This window comes from Mycolicibacterium sp. XJ662 (genome assembly GCF_053484035.1).
The window spans coordinates 563,197-584,642 of record NZ_JBEFTL010000002.1; the positions used below are offsets into that span (position 1 = coordinate 563,197).

Below are 21,446 nucleotides of genomic sequence, written 5' to 3' on the forward strand. Positions count from 1 at the left end.
TTGCACCGCGCAAACTTACAGATCGGCGAGAATGTCTCGGCGCTTGGCGGTGTACTCGTCCTCGGTGACCGCACCGGTGGCGCGTAGCGTCTCCAGTTCCTGAAGACGTTGCGCGGTCGACGGTTCCGTCGGCGCCGACACGGGGGCTGCGGCCGCGGCGGCCGGAGCCGGCTTCTGCTGAGCCGCTGCCCGCCGCACTACCTCCTGAACCTGGTGTCGCGCACCGGGATTGGAACGCAGGTCGATCATGTTGTCGAGGCTGATGTTGTGCGCCTTGAGAATCTGCAAGATCTCCATCAGCGGCTCGGTCTGCCCGGTGAGGTCGTAAGTCGTGTTGTCCTCGGCGACACTGAAGTTGGCAGGCATCATCCCACTGACCAAAGCGCTGCGCTGCCAATCGATTTGGTATTCACCGGTCATCGGGTCCACGATGGCGACCAGCTTGCGGCTGGTGATCATCGGCAACCGGGAGATCGATGCGATTACCCGGTCCTGGCTGGCGAACGGTGCGATACCCGGACCGGAGATCTGCAGATCGAGGGTGACCAGCGGCTGTTCGTTGATGCGCGTTCCGGTTTCCTGAATGCCGACGACTTGGGCCAACGCCAGCACACCGGTCTGCTCCAGGGCGGCGGTTTTGGCCGACGACCTCACCCCCGCCGCGGTGATGCCCAACGCGATCAACACGTCAAGGGCGGTGATCAGCAGGCCGATCCAGAACAGCCACTGCAGCATCGGGTCGGCACCCATCGCAAAGTAGACGACCAGGAAGATCGGCCCGACGATGCCGCACAGCAGCACGAACGCTTGGATGCGGAGATAACGCCAGAATGTGGACATGGCCGAGCTCCCGTCGTCGCGCTGTCTCGGGTGCCAAGATTAACGCCAATCCGGCGCGCGGTAAGAAGTTACGGCCTAGCGGCTTTGGCCCGGCTACGACGCCGGCGTCGTCGCCCCCAACGGCGTGACCGGCTGCGCATCCGGCGCCCCGAGCAGGCTGTAGAGCGGCTGCGTCCACCGGTACCCGCCCGCGGCGTTGGTGTAGCTGGTGTGGATGAGCGTCGAGACCTTCGACACCTCTTCGGCGTCCGGGTCGTAGTCGCAGACCGCGTCGCCGAGTTCGCACACGCTGATCGTGCGGCTGCCGATGGCGGGCGGCAGCGGGCCCGGCGCGCTGGCGAGGATGGGCCAGTCCTGCGCGACGCCCTTTCCGGCGTCGGGGACCGAGGTGACCGAGCCGATGTTCAGGGTGGGGTCGGCGGGGAGGCGGTCGCCGTCGGCGATCAGCAACGCCGCCGCCATGTTCGGCTGCGTGCCGAGGGTGTGCAGGTTGCGGTGCACCACCATCGCGCCCTGGGAGTAGCCGGCGAGCACCACCTTGGTCGTGGGGCAGCGCTGGGTGAAGGTGGCGTACTGGGCGGCGAGCGCTTCGGCGCCGACGTCGACGCTGTCCATGAAGTCCATCCAGTCGCCGATGCCGCCGTCGTCGGGCACGGGCACGGCGGGGTATTCGACGGCCTCGGCGGTCATCGTGCGCCCGTCGCGCTGCAGCAACCGTTGCAGGTCGAGGTAGGACTGGTAGATGTCGTCGCCCATGCCGGCGTTGGTGGTCAGGTGGCCGTCGCGCTGGCCGGAACCCGCTGCGCCGAACCAGTGCACGTCAGCGCACCCGGGGTCGGCGGGCGCGACGCCAGTGGACAGACCGACAAAAGCTGCGCCCGCGACCGCGACGGCGCCGGCGAGCGTGGTGATACGGCGGAACAACAAACCCCAACCCTTCCGTCCCGAGTGGGACATTCGGGGGGTTAATCGGTTCGGCGGTCCCACGCGTTACGCCCTATACGCTCGCGAAACGTACACGAGGGTCGTGATCGTCGAACAACGCACAGCCCTGGTGTACATCTCGCGAACCGCAAGAAACGCAAAACGGCGCCCACCCGAAGGTGAGCGCCGTTTCGCGCAGAGACTAGATCACTTGACGATCTTCGTGACCCGGCCGGCGCCGACGGTGCGGCCACCCTCGCGGATCGCGAACCGCAGCCCCTCGTCCATGGCGACGGGCTGAATCAGCTTCACGGAGATGTCGGTGTTGTCACCGGGCATCACCATCTCGGTGCCCTCCGGCAGCGTCACCACACCGGTCACGTCGGTGGTGCGGAAGTAGAACTGCGGACGGTAGTTGTTGAAGAACGGCGTGTGCCGGCCACCCTCGTCCTTGGCCAGGATGTAGACCTGACCCTCGAACTCGGTGTGCGGCGTGGTGGTGCCGGGCTTGGTCACAACCTGACCGCGCTCGACGTCCTCACGCTTGATGCCGCGCAGCAGCAGGCCGACGTTGTCACCGGCCTGGCCCTGGTCGAGCAGCTTGCGGAACATCTCCACACCGGTGACCGTGGTCTTGGTGGTGTCCGGGCGGATGCCGACGATCTCGACTTCCTCGTTCACGTTGATCACGCCGCGCTCGACACGACCGGTGACCACGGTGCCGCGGCCGGTGATCGTGAAGACGTCCTCGACGGGCATCAGGAACGGCTTGTCGGTCTCGCGGACCGGGTCCGGAATCTTCTCGTCGACGGCTTCCATCAGCTCTTCGATGGACTTGACCCACTTCTCGTCGCCCTCGAGCGCCTTGAGCGCCGAGACCCGGATGACGGGGGCGTCCTCGTCGAAGTCCTGGGCGGCCAGCAGCTCGCGGACCTCCATCTCGACGAGCTCGATGAGCTCCTCGTCGTCGACCGCGTCCGACTTGTTCAGCGCGACCAGGATGTAGGGCACGCCGACCTGACGGGCCAGCAGCACGTGCTCGCGGGTCTGCGGCATCGGGCCGTCGGTGGCGGCCACGACCAGGATCGCACCGTCCATCTGGGCCGCACCGGTGATCATGTTCTTGATGTAGTCGGCGTGGCCAGGGGCGTCGACGTGGGCGTAGTGCCGCTTGTCGGTCTGATACTCCACATGGGAGATGTTGATCGTGATGCCGCGCTGACGCTCCTCGGGCGCATTGTCGATCTGGTCGAATGCGCGCGACTCGTTCAACTCGGGGAACTTGTCGTGCAGAACCTTGGTGATTGCTGCGGTCAGCGTGGTTTTGCCGTGGTCAACGTGACCGATGGTCCCGATGTTGACGTGCGGCTTCGTCCGCTCGAACTTCGCCTTCGCCACTGTGGTGTCCTCCTGGACTGTGTTGGTGCTTGATAAGCAGTGTTGATCTTTACAGTTGTGCGGTCCCGCCAAACCGGCGGGTCAGAATCTACTGACCCGTCGCCTTCGCGATGATCTCCTTCGACACGTTGGCCGGAACCTCGGCATACGAGTCGAACACCATGGAGTAGTTCGCCCGGCCCTGGGTCTTCGACCGAAGGTCTCCGACATAGCCGAACATCTCCGACAGCGGAACCTGCGCCTTGACGACACGAGCACCGCTCCGCTCCTCCATGGCCTGGATCTGACCACGGCGGGAGTTCAGGTCACCGATCACTTCACCCATGTAGTCCTCGGGTGTGGTCACTTCGACCGCCATGATCGGCTCGAGGATCACCGGCTGAGCAGCCTGCGCCGCCTTCTTCAGCGCCTGTGAACCTGCAACTTTGAACGCCATTTCCGACGAGTCCACCTCGTGGTAGGCGCCGTCGAGCAGGGTGAGCTTCAAGTTCACCAGCGGGTAACCGGCCAGCACGCCGTACTGCATGGCGTCCTGAGCGCCGGCGTCCACCGACGGGATGTACTCCCGCGGGATACGACCACCGGTGACCTTGTTCTCGAACTCGTAGGTCGCCCCGTCCTCGCCGGTGAACGGCTCGATCGTGATGATGACCTTCGCGAACTGACCCGAGCCACCCGTCTGCTTCTTGTGGGTGAACTCGACGTTCTCGACCTTGCGCTTGATCGTCTCGCGGTAGGCCACCTGCGGCTTGCCGACGTTGGCCTCGACCTTGAATTCGCGCTTCATCCGGTCGACCAGGATGTCGAGGTGCAGCTCGCCCATGCCGCCGATGACGGTCTGGCCGGTCTCCTGATCCAGGTGCACCTTGAACGTCGGATCCTCTTCGGCCAGCTTCTGGATCGCCGTGCCGAGCTTTTCCTGGTCGCTCTTGGTCTTGGGCTCGATCGCCACCTCGATCACCGGATCCGGGAACGTCATCGACTCCAGCACCACCTGCTGGTTCGCGTCGCTCAGGGTGTCACCGGTGGTGGTGTCCTTCAGCCCGATCACCGCGTAGATATGCCCCGCCGAGGCCCGGTCAACCGGGTTCTCCTTGTTGGCGTGCATCTGGAACAGCTTGCCCAGCCGCTCCTTCTTGCCCTTGGTCGCGTTGATCACCTGCGAGCCGGACTCCACCGTGCCGGAGTACACCCGCACGTAGGTCAGCTTGCCGAAGAACGGGTGCACGGCGATCTTGAACGCCAGCGCCGAGAACGGCTCGTCCACCGAGGGCTTGCGGAGGATCTCTTCGTCCTCCTTGCCGGGAACGTGTCCGCGCACCGACTCGACGTCCAGCGGCGACGGCAGATAGTCGATGACGGCGTCCAGCATCGGCTGCACGCCCTTGTTCTTGAACGCGCTGCCGCACAGCACCGGGTAGACCTCGCTGGCCACCGTCAGCTTGCGGATGCCGCCCTTGATCTCCTCGAGGGTCAGCTCCTCGCCACCGAGGTACTTCTCCAGCAGTTCCTCGTCGGCTTCGGCGACCGCCTCGACCAGCTCGTTGCGGTACTGCTCGGCCTTCTCGGTCAGATCGGCCGGAATGTCGACGACCTCGTAGGTCTCGCCGAGCTTGGTCTCACCGCGCCACACCTTGGCGCGCATCTCGACCAGGTCGACGATGCCTTCGAAGTCGGCCTCGGCGCCGATCGGCAGCTGGATCACCAACGGCTTGGCGCCGAGGCGGTCCTTGATGGTCTGCACGGTGAAGTAGAAGTCCGCACCGATCTTGTCCATCTTGTTGACGAAGCAGATGCGCGGCACGTCGTACTTGTCGGCCTGCCGCCAGACCTGCTCGGACTGCGGCTCGACACCTTCCTTGCCGTCGAAGACGGCGACGGCACCGTCGAGCACGCGCAGGGAGCGCTCTACCTCGACGGTGAAGTCGACGTGGCCGGGGGTGTCGATGATGTTGATCTGGTTGTCGTTCCAGAAGCACGTCACGGCCGCGGAGGTGATGGTGATCCCCCGCTCCTGCTCCTGCTCCATCCAGTCGGTGGTCGAAGCGCCGTCGTGCGTCTCACCGATCTTGTAGTTGACGCCGGTGTAGTACAGGATGCGCTCGGTCGTCGTGGTCTTACCGGCATCGATGTGCGCCATGATGCCGATATTGCGGACCTTGTTCAGGTCGGTCAGCACGTCCTTCTGTGCCACAGAAGTCTTCTCTCTCGCTTAGTTCGCTTCGGTTGCTGTCAGTGACCCCGCCGGGAGCACCGCCGGGGCTTCAATCACCAGCGGTAGTGCGCGAAGGCGCGGTTCGCCTCGGCCATCTTGTGGGTGTCCTCACGCCGTTTGACGGAGGCTCCGAGACCATTGCTGGCGTCGAGGATCTCGTTCGCCAGACGCTCGACCATGGTCTTCTCCCGGCGCTGCCGCGAGAAGCTCACCAGCCAGCGCAGGGCCAACGTGGTGGACCGGTCCGGACGCACCTCGACGGGCACCTGGTAGGTCGCACCGCCGACGCGGCGGCTGCGGACCTCGAGTGCGGGTTTGACGTTGTCGAGAGCGCGTTTGAGGGTGATGACCGGATCGGTACCGGTCTTGTCCCTGGCCTGTTCGAGCGCACCATAAACAATGCGCTCGGCCAACGATTTCTTCCCTCGGACGAGAACTTTGTTCACCAGTTGGGTGACCAGCTGTGAGCCGTAGACCGGATCGTTCACCAACGGACGCTTGGGCGCGGGTCCCTTCCGCGGCATCAGCTCTTCTCCTTCTTGGCGCCGTAGCGACTGCGTGCCTGCTTGCGGTTCTTCACACCCTGGGTGTCGAGCGAACCGCGGATGATTTTGTAGCGCACACCCGGCAGGTCCTTCACACGACCACCACGCACCAGCACCATCGAGTGCTCCTGCAGGTTGTGGCCCTCGCCCGGGATGTAAGCGGTGACCTCAACCTGCGTGGTCAGCTTGACGCGCGCGACCTTCCGAAGCGCCGAGTTCGGCTTCTTCGGAGTCGTGGTGTACACGCGGGTGCACACGCCACGGCGCTGCGGGCTGCCCTTGAGGGCCGCAACTCGCACCTTGCTCGGCTTGTCACGGCGGCCTTTGCGGACCAGCTGCTGAATGGTTGGCATCTACCGGCTTTCTGTGTTCTCTGCTGTTGTTAAGTCTCTGTACTGCTGTTATGTCCCGTTCGCGTACCCCGCGACCGGGTGTGTCGCGCGCGTCCGCCGTGACAATTCAAGGCATTGCCTAGTTCTCAGGGCATGGCGACGCGCGAATTTGCCCAGCGTGCAGGCATGCCTGCGGAAATTTCCAGCCGCAAGCGCCTTATCTGCCAGGCACGATCGTCCACAATACCAGGGCAGCCCGCGCCGAAACAAACTCGTCCGACGGCCCCTTCGTGCAGGTCAACAGACTAGCTCAGCGCCGTTCCATACCTGAAGCCAGCCGCATCACCATGTCGGTGAACACCGCATCGGTGTCGATGCCGTCCATCGCCCCGGTCATCTCCAGCAGCACGAAGCCGTGCATCGCCGACCAAAACTCCAGCGCCGCATAGAACGCGTCCTCGCCGTCCAACCCGTAGGAGGCCAGCACGCTGATCACCGGTGCGGCGGCCGCCCTGGTGGCCGCGGTGAACTCGGGGTCGTCGCCGCCGAGCGGCATCCGGGTGAACGCCGAGTACCGGCCCGGGTGGTGGTGGGCGTAGCTGCGGTAGACGCTGGCCATCACCATCACCGCGTCGTCGCGCGTGCGGCCCTGCCCGGCGGTGTTGAGCATCTCGATGATGTCGCCGACGACCCGCATCCGCACGGTTCGGCGCAGGTCGTCGAGGCTGTGCACGTGGTTGTAGAGCGACGGGCCCTTGGTGCCGAGTTGCTGGGCTAAGGCGTTGATGGTCAACGCATCCCAGCCTTCCCGGTCAAGGAACGTCAGGGCGGCGTTGACGATGGAATCGCGGCTCAGCCTGGCAGGTCGGCGTCCCGCTGGGCGGGCCGGTGGAGCGTGCGGCTCCGGCTCGGCTGCCATGCGCTTCTCCTAGGTCGACGCGGAACCCCGAAAAAGGGGCAGCGCCAAACTAACACCTCTAGTTTTCACTGGTCGGTGCAACTCAGTTCACCCGCTCTTGGCTCAGGTGTGCCAGTTGTTCGGTGACCGCGCACAGGTCGGGCAGCACCGCCGGGTTCATCGTCTGGACCGACCAGGTGATGACGTCACCGCCCTTGGCCACGTAGATGCTGCACGCATTGCCGTCGTAGGCCTTGAAGCCCTTGTTGTCGTCGACCGACAGTTCCTCGATGGTGCGGCCGGCCCGCTGTTCCAGGGACCGCTCGGTGTCCATGTCGCTGCCGCGGTACCACCATGTCGAGATGCCCATCCCGGCGCCGACCGCGCCGAACATCGTGTTCTCCTGCCAGAAGCAGCCGGCGTCGCTGACGACGGTTCTGGTGAACATCGCCGGGCCGACGGCGTTGGCGATGTCGGCGTCGGTGATGCCGTTGCAGTCGACGCTGTGAAAGCCGCTTTCTGACCCGGTGGCCGTGGGTGTCGGCGCCGACGGCGGGTCATCGGAGCCGCAGCCGGCCAGCAGCACCGCCGCTGCCGCCAGCACGCCCCGCAGTCCCCCACGCATGGTCACATCTCCGATTGCAGGGTCGCCGACAGCAGCTTTGCGGCGCCGACGCACGGGTCGCCGCTGGTTGCGTCGCGCAGTTGAACCCACCAGCTCAGCACCCCGGTGCCGGCGGCGGCGGTCGCCGAACAGGCCGCGCCGGTGACGTCGCGCCGGGACACGAACGCCGGACGCCGTTCGATGACGGTGTCGGTGATCTCGGCCCCGCGCTGGTCGGCCAGCGCCCGTTCGCGGTCCAGGCTGCCGGATTCAAACCAGGAGAACGTGACGTCGATCGGGGCGCCGCCGCGCATCAACACGTATTGGCAGACGGCGCCGCTGTAGGGGCGCACGACGGAATCGGCGTCCAGGACCTGCTGCACGGTGTCGTCGGCGAGCAGCCCGCAGCGGTCGTTGACGTAGCCGTAGTTGCGGTCGGGATCGGGCACGCCGAGTCGGGCCCGCTGCGCGGTCCCGCTAACGGTCGAAGAGCAACTTGCAACGGTCATCGCCGCCGCGACCGCTACGACAGCAACCTGATTGACACGCCAACGCATCGCATCTCACGCTACCCAGCGCCGACGCCGATGGCGACTCGTGCGAACCGCCGTCGTTCACACCGCACGCCACGTACGCTTACCGATCATGATGTCGACTGTTGTGGCCAGGACACTGACGGCGAGCCTGCTCGCGGTGCCCGCGCTGATCGTGGCGGCGCCCGCGGCGTCCGCGGAGCACGGCGACACCCACGTGACGGGTCTGGGCGTCACGCAGACCATCGACTGCAACGACGCCACGTTGTTCGTCAACGGCGCCAACAACCGGATCACCGCGCTGGGAACCTGCTATGCGGTGACGGTTCAGGGCAGCTCGAACTTCGTCGTAGCCGACAACATCGTCAACGACGTGACCGTGTACGGCTGGGATCAGACCGTGCTGTACAAGAACGGCTCCCCGATCGTGTGGGACCGCGGGCGAGAGCTGGGCATGACCAACCACGTCGATCGGCTCGTCGCATGAGCATCCGCCTGTTCGCCACCGCAGCAGCCGTTTCGGCTGCCGTCGTGCTCGCCGGCTGCGGTTCGGAAAGCGCCGACACCAACACGCCGACCGCGACCGCGGGCACCTCGGGCGCTCAAGTCGAGGTCGGCAACACCATCAACTACGGCTCGTTCGGCACGACGGCCGACATCGACTGCGCCGACGGTAAATCGCTGAACATCGGCGGCTCGAACAACACGTTGACCGTCAAGGGCACGTGCGCGAACGTCAACATCGGCGGCGCGGACAACAAGATCACGTTCGAGCGGATCGACAAGGAGCTCAGCGTCGTCGGGCTCAACAACACCGTCACCTACAGCGACGGCGACCCGAAGATCAACGACACCGGCCGCGACAACCGGATCACCAAGGCCTGACGCCTCTTTTCTGTGCGAGCGTGCGTGTTTGCGGGCGACACGCCGCGTTTCATCCCGAGTTTGCGCACGCTCGCGCCGCCAGTGGGCCTCTACGCCCCGTGCCGTCCGGCGCCCGCCGCGAACCGCGCGGCGCCTTCCAGCGACTCGGCGGCGACGCGCGACATGCTGCCGAACTCGAAGTCCATCGCCTCGGCTTCGGGCATACCCCACTGGTTGAGCATCGAGAGCCGGTCGGCGCGCATGCACTGCTGCGGCAGTGCGGCCAGTTCGGCGGCGAGTTCCTCGGCCCGTTGCCGCGCTTCACCTTTGGGCACCACCCGGTTAGCCAGCCCCATCGCCAGGGCCTCGGGAGCGTCGACCGCGCGGCCGGTCAGGATCAGGTCCATCGCGCGGCTTTGGCCGATCAGGCGCGGTAACCGCACGGTGCCGCCGTCGATCAGCGGCACACCCCATCGGCGGCAGAACACGCCCATCACCGCGTCGTCCTCCATCACCCGTAGGTCGCACCACAGGGCCAACTCGAGCCCACCCGCGACGGCGTACCCGCTGATCGCGGCGATCACCGGTTTGGACAACACCATCCGACTCGGGCCCATCGGACCGGGGCCGGTGCGGTGCACCGGGTTGGAGTCGGGGGTGCCGAACGCCTTGAGGTCGGCTCCCGCACAGAATGTTCCGTTGTCACCCCACAACACCGCGACGGCCGCGGAGTCGTCGCGGTCGAACGCGTCGAAGGCCTCGTACAGCTCGGCGGCCGCGGGGCCGTTGACGGCGTTGCGCGCCTCGGGCCGGTTCATGATGACCGTCGTCACCGCGCCGTCGCGTTCGACCCGCACTCCACCGCTCATGTCGCCTCCATCAGTTGTTGGGTGTCGCGCCGCGAACTCAACTTTGCGGCGAAGTCCGTGTAGGCCTCGCGCAGCGCCGCGCCGGGCCAGACTTCGGGCAGCAACTCGGCGGGCAGCACGGGGTCGGTCAGCAGATGCCGCACGATACCGGCCGCCGCGACGAACCGGCCGGGAATGTTTGGGGCCGAGTTGATTTCGTCGAGCAGCTGATGGCCCACCGCCGCCCAGCCCGACAGGTCCCACAGCTGTGCGGCGAGGGCGACGGAGTCGTCGTCGCGCGCCCGCAACACCCGCACGCGGTCGAGCACGTCGGCCGGTGACACCAAGTCGAGGTTGTCGGGGCGCAGCCACACCCCTTCGCGCAGTTCGGCGAACCTGTTGTGCTGCAGTGCGGTCCGCAGGCACGCGCGGGTGCGGGCGTCGGTGCCGACGCTGGTGATCACCAGCGTCGTCCAGTCGCCGTTCCACTCGCGCAGTCGCGGGTTCAGCGCGTCATCCTGGCGGCGCTGCCGGGCCAGCAGCCGCTCTGACAACCGGTAGCCCTCCGGGGCACGCACCAGGTCTCCCGCGCTGACCATCCGGGTCAACGCGACCCGTATCGTCGACTCCTTGATGCCGAAATCGGCGGTGAGACCGATCAGTTCACTTGCCGTGGCGCAGGCCGGATGCGCGCCGAGCAGGACGCTCAGCACCACGGAGCGGGCCGTCATCCGCGAAAGCTTCGGCATCGCTAGACGTCCGATGCCTTCCGGCCGTGATCGCCGAACGGTTCGTCGCGTTGGCGTACGGCCTCACGGAAGCCGTGTTCGCGCGACTGCGCGACGAACGCGTGCCCCTCGGGGGTGTGCCGTGCGATGCCGTCGAACACGGTCGAGATCATGGCGCTGTTGGCGGTGCCCTGGTTGTACAGCGCGGAGTTCATCGCCAGCTTGACCATGATGAGCTGGTTGATCGGCACGGCGGCGATCCGTTCGACCAGGCGCTCGGTACGTTCGTCGAGATCGTCGGCCGACGGCGCCTCGACCGCGAGACCCCATTCGGCGGCCTGCGCGCCGGTGATCGAATCACCGGTCAGCAGTAGCCGTTTGGCCCGCTGGTCGCCGAGCCGGTGCGCCCACATCCCGGCCGCGGGCACCCCCCACACCCGGGTGGGCGGATAGCCGATCTTGGCGTCGGCCGCCGCGATCACCTGGTCGGCGTGCAGCGCGATGTCGGTGCCGCCGGCCACGCAGTAGCCGTGGATCTTGACGACGGTGGGCTTGTCGGCGTGCATCAGGCTGGCGAAGCCGCGCACGAACCGGCTCATCATCTGGTAGTCGATCATCGGATCCCACGGCTGGTCTGGCAGGTGATTGACCGCCTGCGTCTTACCCGACAGCACGGTGTCGCGGTAGGGGCTGCCGCCACCCGCCGACGAGGAGCCCTCGGCGTATGCCGACAGGTCGAATCCCGCGCAAAACCCTTCGCCCCGACCGGAAACCAGGATCACGTGCACGGTCGGGTCGAGGTCGGCGCGCTCCACCAGCGCCGACAATTCCAGCGGGGTGTCGGCGACGATCGCGTTGCCCTTCTCGGGCCGGTTGAACGTGATGCGGGCGACGCGGCCCGTCACCTCGTAGGTCATCGTCTTGAGGTTGTCGAAGTCGACGGGCCTGATCGCGTGGGTCATCGCGCCTGCCCCTCCTTGCGCGAGCAGACACAAAATGCCCCAATTTCACCCTTTCTGGGGGCCTTCTGCGTCTGCTCGCGGAACGAACGGGTCATCGAGCGGGAGTAACGGGTCATCCCTTGACCAGCGCCCGCTCGAGGACCGGCGCGAGATCCAGCCCGGTGGGCAGGGTTCCGAACGCGCCGCCCCACACGCCGCCCATGCGCGTCGCGAGGAACGCCTCGGCGACGGCGGGGTGGCCATGCCGCACCAGCAGCGAGCCCTGCAGCGCCAGGCTGATGTCCTCGGCGACCTTGCGGCCCCGGTACTGGATGGTCTCGAGGTCGGACAGCGAGGGCCGCAGCGTTTCGACGTGCGCGTCCAGGCGCGGATCGTGGCCTGCGGTGGTCGCCAGTTCGTCGAACAACACGTCGATGCACTCCGGGCGAGTTGCCATGGCGCGCAACGTATCCAGCGCGCTGACGTTGCCCGAGCCTTCCCAGATGCCCATCAGCGGCGCCTCGCGGTACAGCCGCGGCATACCGGAGTCCTCGACGTAGCCGTTGCCGCCCAGACACTCCATCGCCTCGGCGGCGTGCGGGGTGGCGCGCTTGCAGACCCAGTACTTGGCCGCGGCCAGGCCGATGCGGCGCAGCAGCGTCTCGCGTTCGTCGCCGCGCACCGCGGCGTCGGTGGCCCCGGCCATGCGCATCGCGAGAATCGTTGCGGCTTCGGCCTCCACAGCCAGGTCGGCCAACACGTTACGCATCAGCGGTTGGTCGATCAGATACTCGCCGAACGCCTTTCGGTGCTGCGCGTGGTGGATGGCGCGGGTCAGGCCGTTGCGCATGCTGGTCGCGCTGCCCAGCGTGCAGTCCAGCCGGGTGAGGTTGACCATCTCGATGATGGTCTTCACGCCACGGCCCTCCTCGCCGACCAGCCACGCGATCGCGCCGTCGTACTCGACCTCGCTGGACGCGTTGGCGTGGTTGCCGAGCTTGTCCTTGAGGCGCTGCAGGTGCATCCGGTTGCGGCTGCCGTCAGGCAGCACCCGCGGCAGCAGGAAACAGCTGAGCCCGCCGGGGGCCTGCGCGAGCACCAGGAAGACGTCGCACATCGGCGCGGAGGTGAACCACTTGTGCCCGCGCAACGAGTAGCTGCCGTCGCCGTTGGGGGTGGCCTGGGTGGTGCCCACCCGCACGTCGGAGCCGCCCTGCTTTTCGGTCATCGACATGCCCGCGGTGATGCCGGCCTTGGTGGTCGGCACCTTGAGCTCGGGGTCATAGGCCCGGCTGGTCAGCAGCGGCTCGTAGACCGCGGCCAGTTCGGGGTTGTGGCGCAGTGCCGGCACGACGGCATACGTCATCGAGATCGGGCAGATGTGGCCGGGTTCGGGCGTCCACACCGACGTCTTGGCGGCGCGTACGACGTGCGAGCCGGTGCGGTCGTCGGCCCACGGCGCGGCGTGCAGGCCGTGGGCGATCGCCACCGTCATCAGCTCGTGGTAGGCGGGATCGTATTCGACCTCGTCGACGCGGTGCCCGTAGCGGTCGTGGGTGTGCAGGATCGGCTGGTTGCGGTCGGCCAGCTCACCCCAGCGCTGCGCCTGCGGCGAACCCGCCAGCGCGCCCAGCTCGAAGACCTCATCCAGGCCCCACTCACCGCCTTCGCGGATCAGCGCCTCGGTGAGCACCGGCGACGTGGCCGGGTTGTAGTTCTGCAGGGGTGGAACCTGGTTGGTGACGACGTGCGTGTCTGGCATACCACCACTATTACACTTCCTCGACAACTGCACAATGCATGTAATGCGCCGGGGACGGGTCACGTCTTTCGCGCGGCCGAGACATAGAGAGCGCGGCCGGGGGCTCCGCTCAGCCCGAAGGCGATCGTGCTCATCACCAACACGAGGTACCCGGCAGCCAGCACCGTTTCGTTCACGCCCGCGCGGTCGGATTCCAACGTCAGATAGAACAGCGCAGAGACGCCCACCGGGCCGAACCATCCCAGGTAGAGAGCGTCCCGGACGCGCAGCCGCAGCGGACGTTGCAGCGCCAACAGGATGGGGACGCGTCGCAGCAGCAGCACGCTTACCGCCAAAACCAGTGCGGGCCAACCGAGTTGGAACCAGGCCTGCCACGGCAGGGTGATTCCGACCAGGACGAACAGGGGCATCACCGCGAACCGGTTGACCGCCTCGTCGATCGACACCTCCATGGCCCGTTCCCGGCCGCTGCCCACCGCGTTGAAGACAAGACCACCGACGAAGACCGCGAGAACGCCATCGGTGCTCAAGAGCCCCGCAGCCCCCAGGATCCCGAGCGCAAGCACCACCGTGAAGAACAACGCCGGCGCGGCGTCGGTGGCGCCGTATTCCTCGCCCCACCTGAGCGCTTTGCCGCCGGCCCACCCGACGGCCGCGCCGATCACGACCGCCCCGAACACCTGCCACAGCGACTCCCGGACGGCGGCACCGACGCCCATTCCTCCGGCAAGCGCGACGGCGACCAGAACGAGCGGCAACGCCAACCCGTCGTTGGCGCCGGACTCCAGCGACAGCATCTGACGGTTGCGCGCCGGAAGGTCCCGTTCGGCGTCATCGCCGGTCACCACCGTCGAGGCCAGCACCGGGTCGGTGGGACATAGCGCGGCGCCCAGCAGGGCTGCCAGCGCGACGGGGATCGACAGCACGAGCCACCCCAAGGCGGCCGTCACGACCGCCATCACCGGCATCGCCACCAACAGCAGCACGGTCACCGGGCGCCACATGCGTCGGATGTCGCTGATCGGATACCGCAGCGCCACCGCCATCACCGACACCGCCAGCAGGATCCGGCTCGTCTGGTGCAGCAACGACTGCTCTTCGGTGATGAGCGGAATGCGCACCACGTCGAGCACCTGCGGCCCGATCAGCACCCCGGCGGCCAGGCCCAGCAGCGGCTCGGAGATGGGCAGCCGACGCATCTTGGCCGACAGCGCCGCGACGAACACGCCCAGGACACCGATGACGGTGAGCAGGACGTCCGTTTCCATGTCAGCGACTGTCGAGTTCGGCGACGACGTCGTGGCGGCGCGGCTCCGGTTCGACGACGGGCTGGGGCTCAACTGCCGTCACGGGCTCGGCCGGTCGGTCGTATAACGGGACCATCTCGACCGAACGTTCCGCCGAGCGCAACGCCCTCGCCCGTCGCCACGCCTCGTAACGGTGGAGAAGGACGATGATCGCGGCCGCCAGCGCCCAGCCGAGCAGGATGTCGATGACGTAGTGCTCGGCGGTGTACACCAGCGTGAAGGCCATCAGCAGCACATAGGCCACCAGCAGTGGACGCCACGCCCCGTGTACGCGACGCCACAGGAAGGCCGCGATGGCCGCGGTCATGCCCGCGTGCAGGGACGGTATCGCCGCCACCAGGTTGACGCTGGCTTGGCCCGCGTCGAGCAGCGCGCTGGCGGTGTGCATGTTCAGGTTGCCCCAGCCGCGGCCGACAATCCGCTCGATCCACTGGTTCGCCCCGTCCTGGCTGGTCTGCATCGCGCCGAGGACACCGCCGTCGGGCACGCCGCGCGCCGAGCCGAACATGCAGCGCGCGTACGCCGGTCCTCCCTCGACGTCGGCGGGGGTGCACCGGGCTGCTGCCCACGGCGGCGCGGCCGGCACCAGGGCGTAGATGGCCAGGCCCACGAAGTTCAAGCCGACGAACAGGCGCACAAACGCTTTCCACTCCTCGCGGTCACGCAGCCACAGCACCCCGGCCACCACGTACGGCAGGATGAAAAACGACATGTAGACGCAGCTCAGGACCACTTCCCACCACGGCGGATGGCCCTGTTTGAGCTGCTCCTGCAGCCACACGGTCGGTACCGTGCCGAAGAACAGCCAACGATCGGCGTCGACGGGCCACTCCCACAGCGTCGGTCGCCCGATCATGTCCGCGGCGCCCCTGCTCAGGTCGTAGGCGATCAGGATCAACGCGAACGGCAGCCAGTCGCGGATGACGTAGAGCATGCGGCGGACCTGACCGATGCTCGCGGCCAGCAGCCCGGTGGCGATGTAGAGCAGCACCAGCTCGCGGTTGAACGCAAAACCCTCGGTGACCGTGCGATACAGAACGACCGCAGCCCAGATCGCAACCGCGATCCGGCGCGCATACTTGAGTCGGCGTTCCCGCGTCTGGTTCGCCTCTGGGGCACGCTGCGACGCAATTGACGACTCGTCAATCGCAGACACTCGGTTGAATCTAGTTCACCGGACCGTTACCGCGGGTTCGACCGGGGTTCGGTTATCAGGTCGTGATGTGCTCGCGCAGAAAGGCGATGTCGTCTTTGCGGCCCTCGTCTGCGGTTTCGCAGATGACGGGCGCGCCGGCGGCCTCCACGACCGCGACCAGCAGTTGCGGGTCGATCTGGCCGGTGCCGAAGTTGGCGTGGCGGTCGGCGCCGGATCCCGCCGCGTCTCTGGAGTCGTTGCAGTGCACCAGGTCGATGCGCCCGGTGATGGCCTTGATCCGGTCGACGGCGTCGATCAGCTTCTCCCCCGCGGCCCAGGCGTGGCAGGTGTCCAGGCAGAAGCCGATGCCCTTGTCGCCGATGTGGTCCCACAGCCGGGCGATGGTGTCGAAGTGGCGGGCCATCGCGTGGTCGCCGCCTGCGGTGTTCTCGAGGTAGACGGGCACGTCGGTTTCGAGGTAGTCGAGGGCCTTGACCCAGCGTTCGAAGCCGGCGTCCCAGTCTTTGTCGTCGGCGTGCCCGCCGTGCACGATGACGGCCGTCGCGTTGACCTCGGCGGCCGCGTCGCAGGTGTCCTGCAGGATCTTGCGCGACGGGATGCGCACCCGGTTGTTGGCCGACGCCACGTTGATCAGATACGGCGCGTGCACGTAGAGCGGGATGCTGGATGCCCTGAGCACCTCGGCGTCCTCGCGCGGCTTGGGTTTCTTCCAGCTTTGCGGGTTGCCGAGGAAGAACTGCACCGCGTCGGCGCCGTCAGCCTGCGCGGCGGCCAGGGGGTCGTCACCGTGGACGTGCGATCCGATGAGCACGACGCCAGTCTAGGCGGCGCCCCTTTTTGGTCCGGCGAACGTTCCTTACCACTCGAAAAATGCGCGAAAGTTCGAGCGGTAAGGAACGTTCGGCAGGCCCGGTCGACACCTCGACAAGCCCCTTGCGCGCTCCGGCCGGCCCGCGCTATCGTCGAACCGTACCGTTCGGTTCGGTCCGGTTCGGAGGGAGGTTCGGATGGCCCGCGACGACATCAAGGTCCAACAGATCAGGGCGGCCGCCCACACGTTGTTCCTCAAGCACGGCTTCGCCGGCGTGAGCACCGCGGCCCTGGCCAAAGAGGCCGGGGTCTCCAAGGAGACGCTGTACTCCCGCTACCCCAACAAAGACGCCGTCCTCGCCGATGTGCTGGAGCACCTCATCGCCCTCGGCCAGCTCGACGCCGACGTGGACCTCCCCGCACCGGCCAGCATCGCCGACCTGCGCGTCGCACTGCGGTCGCTCGCGACCGAACTCGGTGAGCAACTCATCCAGCGCGACTACATCGAACTGGTGCGCATCGTGATCGCCGAGACCCCGCGACTGCCGCACGTCGGCGACATCTTCCGGCAGTCGGTGCCGCGGCGGGCCTTTCAGCTGACCGGCGCGCTGCTGACCGCGGGCAAGGACGCCGGCCTGATCGGCGACGTCGACGTCTTGGCGGCGTCTCGAATGTTCCTGGGCCCGCTGGTTTTACACACGTTGATCAACGTGTTGCTGGTGGCCCCCAGCGCGGGCTCGGCTGTGCAGCCCATCGACGTCGACAGCCACGTCGACCTTCTACTCGCGGCGATCACTTCGCCGAACTTCAAGGAGAACTCATGACTTTCGATGTACTCGTCGTCGGTGCCGGCCCCACGGGCCTGACGATGGCGGCCGAACTGGCCCGTCGCGGTGTCAAGGTGCGCATCATCGACGCCGCCGCTGCCCCGACCACCGAAACCAGATCCCTTGGCGTGCAACCCAGAACACTTGAGCTGTTCGAGCGCCTCGACTTGACCGACGCCGCCGTCGCAGAGGGAACGCGCGTCACCGACTTCAAGGTGTTCAGCGAAGGTAAGCAGTTCATGCACCTGTACTTGGACGGCCTGGACAGCCCATACCCGTATCTGCTGATGCTGCAACAGCCACGCGTCGAATCGCTGCTGCGAGGGCGCCTCGACAGCCTCGGCGTCTCCGTCGAGCACAGCACCGAGCTCACCGCGCTGAGCCAGAATGACGGTGCGGTGCAAGCGATTCTGCGACACGGCGACGGAACCACGGAGACGACGCGGACGTCGTGGTTGATCGGCTGCGACGGCGCCCACAGCACCGTGCGCCACCAGCTCGGCGTGCAGTTCGTCGGCGCCGCGTTCGAGGAGAACTTCGCGGTGGCCGACGTCCGGATGGACTGGGCGCTGCCCCACGACGTATTCCACGCGTTCCTCAACCGCGGAAACTTCGCCGCCTACTTCCCGATGCCCGGTGGGCTGCACCGGCTCACCATCGCCTACCGCCCCGGCGAGACCCCGACCGGCGACGTGACCTACGACGAACTGCAAGCCGCCGTCGACCGCGGCGCACCACCGGGCGCGCGCATCGCAGAAGTCCACTACGCGGGCCGCTTTCAAATCAACCAGCGCAAGGTCGCCCGCCATTCGGTGGGCCGGGTCTTCCTCGCCGGCGACGCAGCACATGTGCACTCCGTGGTCGGCGGCCAGGGCATGAACACCGGCATACAGGACGCGTTCAACCTGGGTTGGAAGCTCGCCGCGGTCGTCAACGGCCATGCCCACCGTCGGCTGCTGGATTCCTACGCCGACGAACGCGCACCCGTCGCGCGCCGGTTGGTCAAGGGTACGCGGCGAGCGACGCGGATGACGTTGCTGCGCAACCCGATTGCCACGGCTGCACGACGCCACATCGCACCGCACATCACCCCACGCCCGGCCCTGCAGCGTGTGTTGCGTCGTGCGCTGACCCAGCTCGACGTGTCCTACCGCGACGGTAGCGGCGGCAGCACCGACGACCGCATCGCCGTCGGTGACCGGTTCCCCGACATCGGACTGCTGCACCCAACCAAGTACACGCTGCTGGTACACGGCACCGAACCGCCGCCCCGGTTGGCCGACTACTCCGCGCTGGTCGACGTGCGCCACGTCCCAGACGGTGTTGGGCTGACGCTGGTCCGGCCCGACGGCTACATCGCCGTGCTCGCCGACGATGCGGATGCGGTATCGGCCTATCTCGAAACGACCCTCGGACAACGGAGTCTCGTGTGAAGGCGATCAGAATGCACGGCTTCGGCGACCCGGACGTGCTCCACCTCGACGAGGTCGACGTCCCCCGCCCGGGTGACGACCAGGTGCTGATCAAGGTCGAGGCGGCAGGCGTGGCGTACGGCGACGTCATGAAACGCCAGGGCGTCTTCGGCCAGGATCTGCCGCTGCCCGTCGGGCTCGGGCTCCAAATCGCCGGTGAGGTAGCAGAACTCGGCGAGGGCGTCTCCGGTCCGGCTCCCGGCACCCGGGTGATCGCGTGGGTCGAGCACGGATACGCGCAATACGCCGTCGCCCCAACGGCCAACGTCGTCCCGATCCCCAACGGCGTCGAATTCACGGATGCCGCCGTCCTGCCGGTGCAAGGGTTGACCGCCTACCAGACCTTGCTGGAGGCCGGAAACCTGCAACCCGGCGAATCGGTACTGGTGCACGCCGCAGCGGGCGGGGTCGGGGGCCTCGTCGTGCAGCTGGCACGCCTGCGTCGCGCTGACGTCATCGGCACGGCCAGCACCCCCGACAAACTACGGCATATCGGTGAATCAGGCGCCACCGCTGTCGATTACACCCGCGACGACTGGCCGCAACGGGTTCGCGACGCCACCGGCGGACGCGGTGTCGACCTCATCCTGGACTCCGTCGGCGGCGCGGTGACGACCCGAAGCCTCGAGTGCCTGGCCCCGTTTGGCCGAATGGTCAGTTTCGGCGCAGCGAGCGGCTCACTCGCCGACATCCCGACGATGGCGTTGATGCAAAACAACGCGTCGGTCACCGGGTACTCCCTCGACGGGTGGCTGTCCCGCAGAGACCGCAGAGACACCGCGGTCGAGAGGCTCCTCGGCTATGTGGCCACCAGACAGCTCAACGTCCCTGTCGCACAGGAGTTCCCACTGGAGAAGGCCGCCGAAGCGCACCGCGCCATCGGTGACCGAAACACCGTCGGCGCCACGGTCCTGGTGCCGTAAGTAGAGGAGGTTCCGCCATGCCGGCTCCACGATGGGTCGCCCGCGCCAACAAGAAGGTGCTCAACCGGGTCACCAAGTTCATCGCCCCCTGGGCGCCGGGCTGGGCGGTCGTCATTCACCGCGGCCGCAAATCGCAGCGCCTCTATCGGACGCCGCTGTGGGCGTTTCGGCGACACGGCGGGTTCGTCATCGCCTTGACGTACGGCTCCGGCGCCGACTGGGTGCGCAACGTGCTGGCCACCGACGGCTGCGAGATCGAATCCCGCGGCCGTCGCTACCAGGTCGGGTCGCCGCGCGTCTACCACGACGAGAACGCCACGGATATGCCCGCGTTCATCCGGTTCATGCTGCGCAAGGTGATCAAGGCGCCGGAATTCCTGCGCCTCGACATCGTGCGCGAATCCGGATAACCCGCGTTCGCCGCGCCCCCTAGGCTCGGAGCGTGGCATCTGGAAGCGACCGGTCACCGTTCTCGTCGTGGGCTGACACGGTCGCCTCCGCCCGTTCGACACTGCAACGACGCGCGCTGACCATGCTGTCGCGTGCGCCCCGACCGGCGCGGCAGGCCGGACGGCTGATCGCGCGCACCATCAACGACACATTGCGGGACCGCGTACCCGGGCTGGCCGCCGAGGTCGCGCTGTTCTCGCTGATCTCGCTGCCGTCGCTGCTGATTGCGGTGCTCGGCTCGCTGGGGTTCATCGCCGAAGCGCTCGGCCCGGAGGGCACTGAGCAACTGCACCGGTTGCTGCTGGAGGTGCCCAGCTCCTTTCTCGCCGAACGAACCTTCGAGTCATACCGTCGCGTGGTCGAGGCCGGGCTTGCCCAGTCGCGCGGAAGCGTGATCTCCATCGGCATCCTGCTCAGCCTGTGGACGGGCTCGCGGGCGGTGAACCGGTACCTGGAGACGATCACCATCGCCTACGGGGTCGAGCCCAGGCCCGCATGGCGACGACGGCTGCTGGCGATGGGGCTGACCATCGCCGGGCTCCTCGGTGCCGTGGCGATTCTGCCGCCGCTCGTCCTGGGACCCGACCTCGTGGCGTGGGTGACGCCTGACCCGTTGACCGACAGCACGTTGCGCGCACTGGATCTGCTGTTCTGGCCGGGGGTGGCGCTGCTGATCCTGGTGGGGCTGGTCACGCTGTATCACTTCGGTGTGCCGTGGCGAACCCCTTGGCGCCGCGACATTCCCGGGGCGGTGCTGGCGATGGTCCTGTGGCTGGTGGCCTCGGCTGGCCTGCGCGCCTACCTGGCGGTCAGTGCGCGCGACGACGCGGTCTACAGCCAGCTCGCCGTGCCGATCGCCGTCGTCCTGTGGCTCTACATCACGGCTTTCGCGGTGTTGCTCGGTGCGGAGTTCAACGCCGAGATCGAAAAGATGTGGCCACACGACAAGCATCCGTGGCGGCTGCGCCGGCTGCGAAGGGCTGGCTGACCTCTCCGGCGCGCCGAGTGTGGGCTTGTGTCACGCGAAATCGTGCCGGGGCGTGCGGGTAACCCACGTTCGCGCCACAGA

23 protein-coding genes are annotated in these 21,446 nt (G+C 67.2%); 7 read left to right on the top strand and 16 right to left on the bottom strand.

Translation table 11 applies throughout. The features are described from left to right. Positions 1–15: 15 nt before the first annotated feature. The 9 genes from ABQE93_RS10005 to ABQE93_RS10045 all read right to left on the bottom strand — a co-directional run bounded on the left by ABQE93_RS10005 (position 16) and on the right by ABQE93_RS10045 (position 8,313). Complete coding sequence (locus ABQE93_RS10005; protein ID WP_448406726.1) at positions 16–840, bottom strand: SHOCT domain-containing protein; 825 nt, start codon at positions 838–840, stop codon at positions 16–18. A gap of 93 nt (positions 841–933) precedes the next feature. Beyond that, positions 934–1,764: a cutinase family protein gene (locus tag ABQE93_RS10010; RefSeq protein WP_448407247.1), complete on the bottom strand. Its 831-nt coding sequence runs from the start codon at positions 1,762–1,764 to the stop codon at positions 934–936. A gap of 207 nt (positions 1,765–1,971) precedes the next feature. Then, positions 1,972–3,162, bottom strand: a complete 1,191-nt coding sequence (gene tuf / locus ABQE93_RS10015; protein WP_448406725.1) for an elongation factor Tu — start codon at positions 3,160–3,162, stop codon at positions 1,972–1,974. Positions 3,163–3,250: 88 nt separating this feature from the next. Then, positions 3,251–5,356, bottom strand: coding sequence for an elongation factor G (gene fusA, locus ABQE93_RS10020; RefSeq protein ID WP_448406724.1), 2,106 nt, complete (start codon positions 5,354–5,356; stop codon positions 3,251–3,253). Between the two features lie 74 nt (positions 5,357–5,430). Further along, positions 5,431–5,901 (bottom strand): 30S ribosomal protein S7, encoded by a 471-nt coding sequence (rpsG, locus tag ABQE93_RS10025; RefSeq protein WP_448392744.1) that lies wholly within the window; start codon positions 5,899–5,901, stop codon positions 5,431–5,433. After that, entirely contained in the window at positions 5,901–6,275 is a 375-nt protein-coding gene (rpsL, locus tag ABQE93_RS10030) for a 30S ribosomal protein S12 (protein ID WP_448392743.1), read from the bottom strand. The genes rpsG and rpsL overlap by 1 nt, the downstream gene beginning before the upstream one ends. A 289-nt stretch (positions 6,276–6,564) precedes the next feature. After that, positions 6,565–7,173 (bottom strand): TetR/AcrR family transcriptional regulator, encoded by a 609-nt coding sequence (locus ABQE93_RS10035; RefSeq protein WP_448406723.1) that lies wholly within the window; start codon positions 7,171–7,173, stop codon positions 6,565–6,567. Positions 7,174–7,255: 82 nt separating this feature from the next. After that, the gene (locus ABQE93_RS10040) at positions 7,256–7,777 is read right to left on the bottom strand and encodes a DUF3558 domain-containing protein (protein ID WP_448406722.1); all 522 of its coding nucleotides are present in this window, start codon (positions 7,775–7,777) and stop codon (positions 7,256–7,258) included. Between the two features lie 2 nt (positions 7,778–7,779). Next, positions 7,780–8,313, bottom strand: coding sequence for a DUF3558 domain-containing protein (locus tag ABQE93_RS10045; protein ID WP_448406721.1), 534 nt, complete (start codon positions 8,311–8,313; stop codon positions 7,780–7,782). Between the two features lie 88 nt (positions 8,314–8,401). On the opposite strand from ABQE93_RS10045, the gene ABQE93_RS10050 reads away from it, so the two are divergent. Next, positions 8,402–8,776, top strand: coding sequence for a DUF3060 domain-containing protein (locus tag ABQE93_RS10050; RefSeq protein ID WP_448406720.1), 375 nt, complete (start codon positions 8,402–8,404; stop codon positions 8,774–8,776). After that, on the top strand, positions 8,773–9,174 hold the full coding sequence (locus ABQE93_RS10055; RefSeq protein WP_448406719.1) for a DUF3060 domain-containing protein: 402 nt from the start codon (positions 8,773–8,775) through the stop codon (positions 9,172–9,174). The genes ABQE93_RS10050 and ABQE93_RS10055 overlap by 4 nt, the downstream gene beginning before the upstream one ends. Before the next feature lie 89 nt (positions 9,175–9,263). Here ABQE93_RS10055 and ABQE93_RS10060 read toward each other — a convergent pair whose 3' ends face one another. From ABQE93_RS10060 to ABQE93_RS10090, 7 genes are all read right to left on the bottom strand, one after another. Next, positions 9,264–10,022 (bottom strand): crotonase/enoyl-CoA hydratase family protein, encoded by a 759-nt coding sequence (locus ABQE93_RS10060; RefSeq protein WP_448406718.1) that lies wholly within the window; start codon positions 10,020–10,022, stop codon positions 9,264–9,266. Then, the gene (locus ABQE93_RS10065; RefSeq protein ID WP_448406717.1) at positions 10,019–10,750 is read right to left on the bottom strand and encodes a PaaX family transcriptional regulator C-terminal domain-containing protein; all 732 of its coding nucleotides are present in this window, start codon (positions 10,748–10,750) and stop codon (positions 10,019–10,021) included. Before ABQE93_RS10065 ends, ABQE93_RS10060 begins: the two co-directional genes overlap by 4 nt. A 2-nt stretch (positions 10,751–10,752) precedes the next feature. After that, positions 10,753–11,691, bottom strand: coding sequence for a crotonase/enoyl-CoA hydratase family protein (locus tag ABQE93_RS10070; RefSeq protein ID WP_448406716.1), 939 nt, complete (start codon positions 11,689–11,691; stop codon positions 10,753–10,755). Between the two features lie 112 nt (positions 11,692–11,803). Then, entirely contained in the window at positions 11,804–13,432 is a 1,629-nt protein-coding gene (locus tag ABQE93_RS10075; RefSeq protein ID WP_448406715.1) for an acyl-CoA dehydrogenase family protein, read from the bottom strand. A 59-nt stretch (positions 13,433–13,491) separates the two neighbouring features. After that, on the bottom strand, positions 13,492–14,700 hold the full coding sequence (locus tag ABQE93_RS10080) for a cation:proton antiporter (protein ID WP_448406714.1): 1,209 nt from the start codon (positions 14,698–14,700) through the stop codon (positions 13,492–13,494). A 1-nt stretch (position 14,701) separates the two neighbouring features. Continuing rightward, a complete protein-coding gene (locus ABQE93_RS10085; protein ID WP_448406713.1) occupies positions 14,702–15,895 on the bottom strand; it encodes a phosphatase PAP2 family protein in 1,194 nt (397 codons plus the stop codon). Positions 15,896–15,950: 55 nt separating this feature from the next. Further along, on the bottom strand, positions 15,951–16,706 hold the full coding sequence (locus ABQE93_RS10090; protein ID WP_448406712.1) for a deoxyribonuclease IV: 756 nt from the start codon (positions 16,704–16,706) through the stop codon (positions 15,951–15,953). 196 nt (positions 16,707–16,902) lie between these two features. Between ABQE93_RS10090 and ABQE93_RS10095 the strand changes: the two genes are divergently transcribed. Genes ABQE93_RS10095 through ABQE93_RS10115 form a run of 5 tightly spaced genes read left to right on the top strand, consistent with a single transcriptional unit; the run spans position 16,903 to position 21,365 of the window. After that, entirely contained in the window at positions 16,903–17,529 is a 627-nt protein-coding gene (locus ABQE93_RS10095) for a TetR/AcrR family transcriptional regulator (protein WP_448406711.1), read from the top strand. Next, the gene (locus ABQE93_RS10100) at positions 17,526–18,965 is read left to right on the top strand and encodes an FAD-dependent oxidoreductase (RefSeq protein ID WP_448406710.1); all 1,440 of its coding nucleotides are present in this window, start codon (positions 17,526–17,528) and stop codon (positions 18,963–18,965) included. Before ABQE93_RS10095 ends, ABQE93_RS10100 begins: the two co-directional genes overlap by 4 nt. Further along, on the top strand, positions 18,962–19,927 hold the full coding sequence (locus tag ABQE93_RS10105) for a quinone oxidoreductase family protein (RefSeq protein ID WP_448406709.1): 966 nt from the start codon (positions 18,962–18,964) through the stop codon (positions 19,925–19,927). The genes ABQE93_RS10100 and ABQE93_RS10105 overlap by 4 nt, the downstream gene beginning before the upstream one ends. Positions 19,928–19,944: 17 nt before the next feature. Then, complete coding sequence (locus tag ABQE93_RS10110) at positions 19,945–20,337, top strand: nitroreductase family deazaflavin-dependent oxidoreductase (protein WP_448406708.1); 393 nt, start codon at positions 19,945–19,947, stop codon at positions 20,335–20,337. Between the two features lie 32 nt (positions 20,338–20,369). Continuing rightward, positions 20,370–21,365 carry a YihY/virulence factor BrkB family protein gene (locus ABQE93_RS10115; RefSeq protein WP_448406707.1) on the top strand — a complete coding sequence of 332 codons (996 nt, stop codon included), beginning with the start codon at positions 20,370–20,372 and terminating at the stop codon, positions 21,363–21,365. Positions 21,366–21,446 lie beyond the last annotated feature (81 nt).

Excerpts from the sequence above, each read along its gene's own strand:
- ABQE93_RS10005 (WP_448406726.1), bottom strand. The coding sequence starts at position 840 with ATGTCCACATTCTGGCGTTATCTCCGCATCCAAGCGTTCGTGCTGCTG.
- rpsG (WP_448392744.1), bottom strand. The coding sequence starts at position 5,901 with ATGCCGCGGAAGGGACCCGCGCCCAAGCGTCCGTTGGTGAACGATCCG.
- rpsL (WP_448392743.1), bottom strand. The coding sequence starts at position 6,275 with ATGCCAACCATTCAGCAGCTGGTCCGCAAAGGCCGCCGTGACAAGCCG.
- ABQE93_RS10035 (WP_448406723.1), bottom strand. The coding sequence starts at position 7,173 with ATGGCAGCCGAGCCGGAGCCGCACGCTCCACCGGCCCGCCCAGCGGGA.
- ABQE93_RS10040 (WP_448406722.1), bottom strand. The coding sequence starts at position 7,777 with ATGCGTGGGGGACTGCGGGGCGTGCTGGCGGCAGCGGCGGTGCTGCTG.
- ABQE93_RS10045 (WP_448406721.1), bottom strand. The coding sequence starts at position 8,313 with ATGCGTTGGCGTGTCAATCAGGTTGCTGTCGTAGCGGTCGCGGCGGCG.
- ABQE93_RS10050 (WP_448406720.1), top strand. The coding sequence starts at position 8,402 with ATGATGTCGACTGTTGTGGCCAGGACACTGACGGCGAGCCTGCTCGCG.
- ABQE93_RS10055 (WP_448406719.1), top strand. The coding sequence starts at position 8,773 with ATGAGCATCCGCCTGTTCGCCACCGCAGCAGCCGTTTCGGCTGCCGTC.
- ABQE93_RS10060 (WP_448406718.1), bottom strand. The coding sequence starts at position 10,022 with ATGAGCGGTGGAGTGCGGGTCGAACGCGACGGCGCGGTGACGACGGTC.
- ABQE93_RS10065 (WP_448406717.1), bottom strand. The coding sequence starts at position 10,750 with ATGCCGAAGCTTTCGCGGATGACGGCCCGCTCCGTGGTGCTGAGCGTC.
- ABQE93_RS10070 (WP_448406716.1), bottom strand. The coding sequence starts at position 11,691 with ATGACCCACGCGATCAGGCCCGTCGACTTCGACAACCTCAAGACGATG.
- ABQE93_RS10075 (WP_448406715.1), bottom strand. The coding sequence starts at position 13,432 with ATGCCAGACACGCACGTCGTCACCAACCAGGTTCCACCCCTGCAGAAC.
- ABQE93_RS10080 (WP_448406714.1), bottom strand. The coding sequence starts at position 14,700 with ATGGAAACGGACGTCCTGCTCACCGTCATCGGTGTCCTGGGCGTGTTC.
- ABQE93_RS10095 (WP_448406711.1), top strand. The coding sequence starts at position 16,903 with ATGGCCCGCGACGACATCAAGGTCCAACAGATCAGGGCGGCCGCCCAC.
- ABQE93_RS10100 (WP_448406710.1), top strand. The coding sequence starts at position 17,526 with ATGACTTTCGATGTACTCGTCGTCGGTGCCGGCCCCACGGGCCTGACG.
- ABQE93_RS10110 (WP_448406708.1), top strand. The coding sequence starts at position 19,945 with ATGCCGGCTCCACGATGGGTCGCCCGCGCCAACAAGAAGGTGCTCAAC.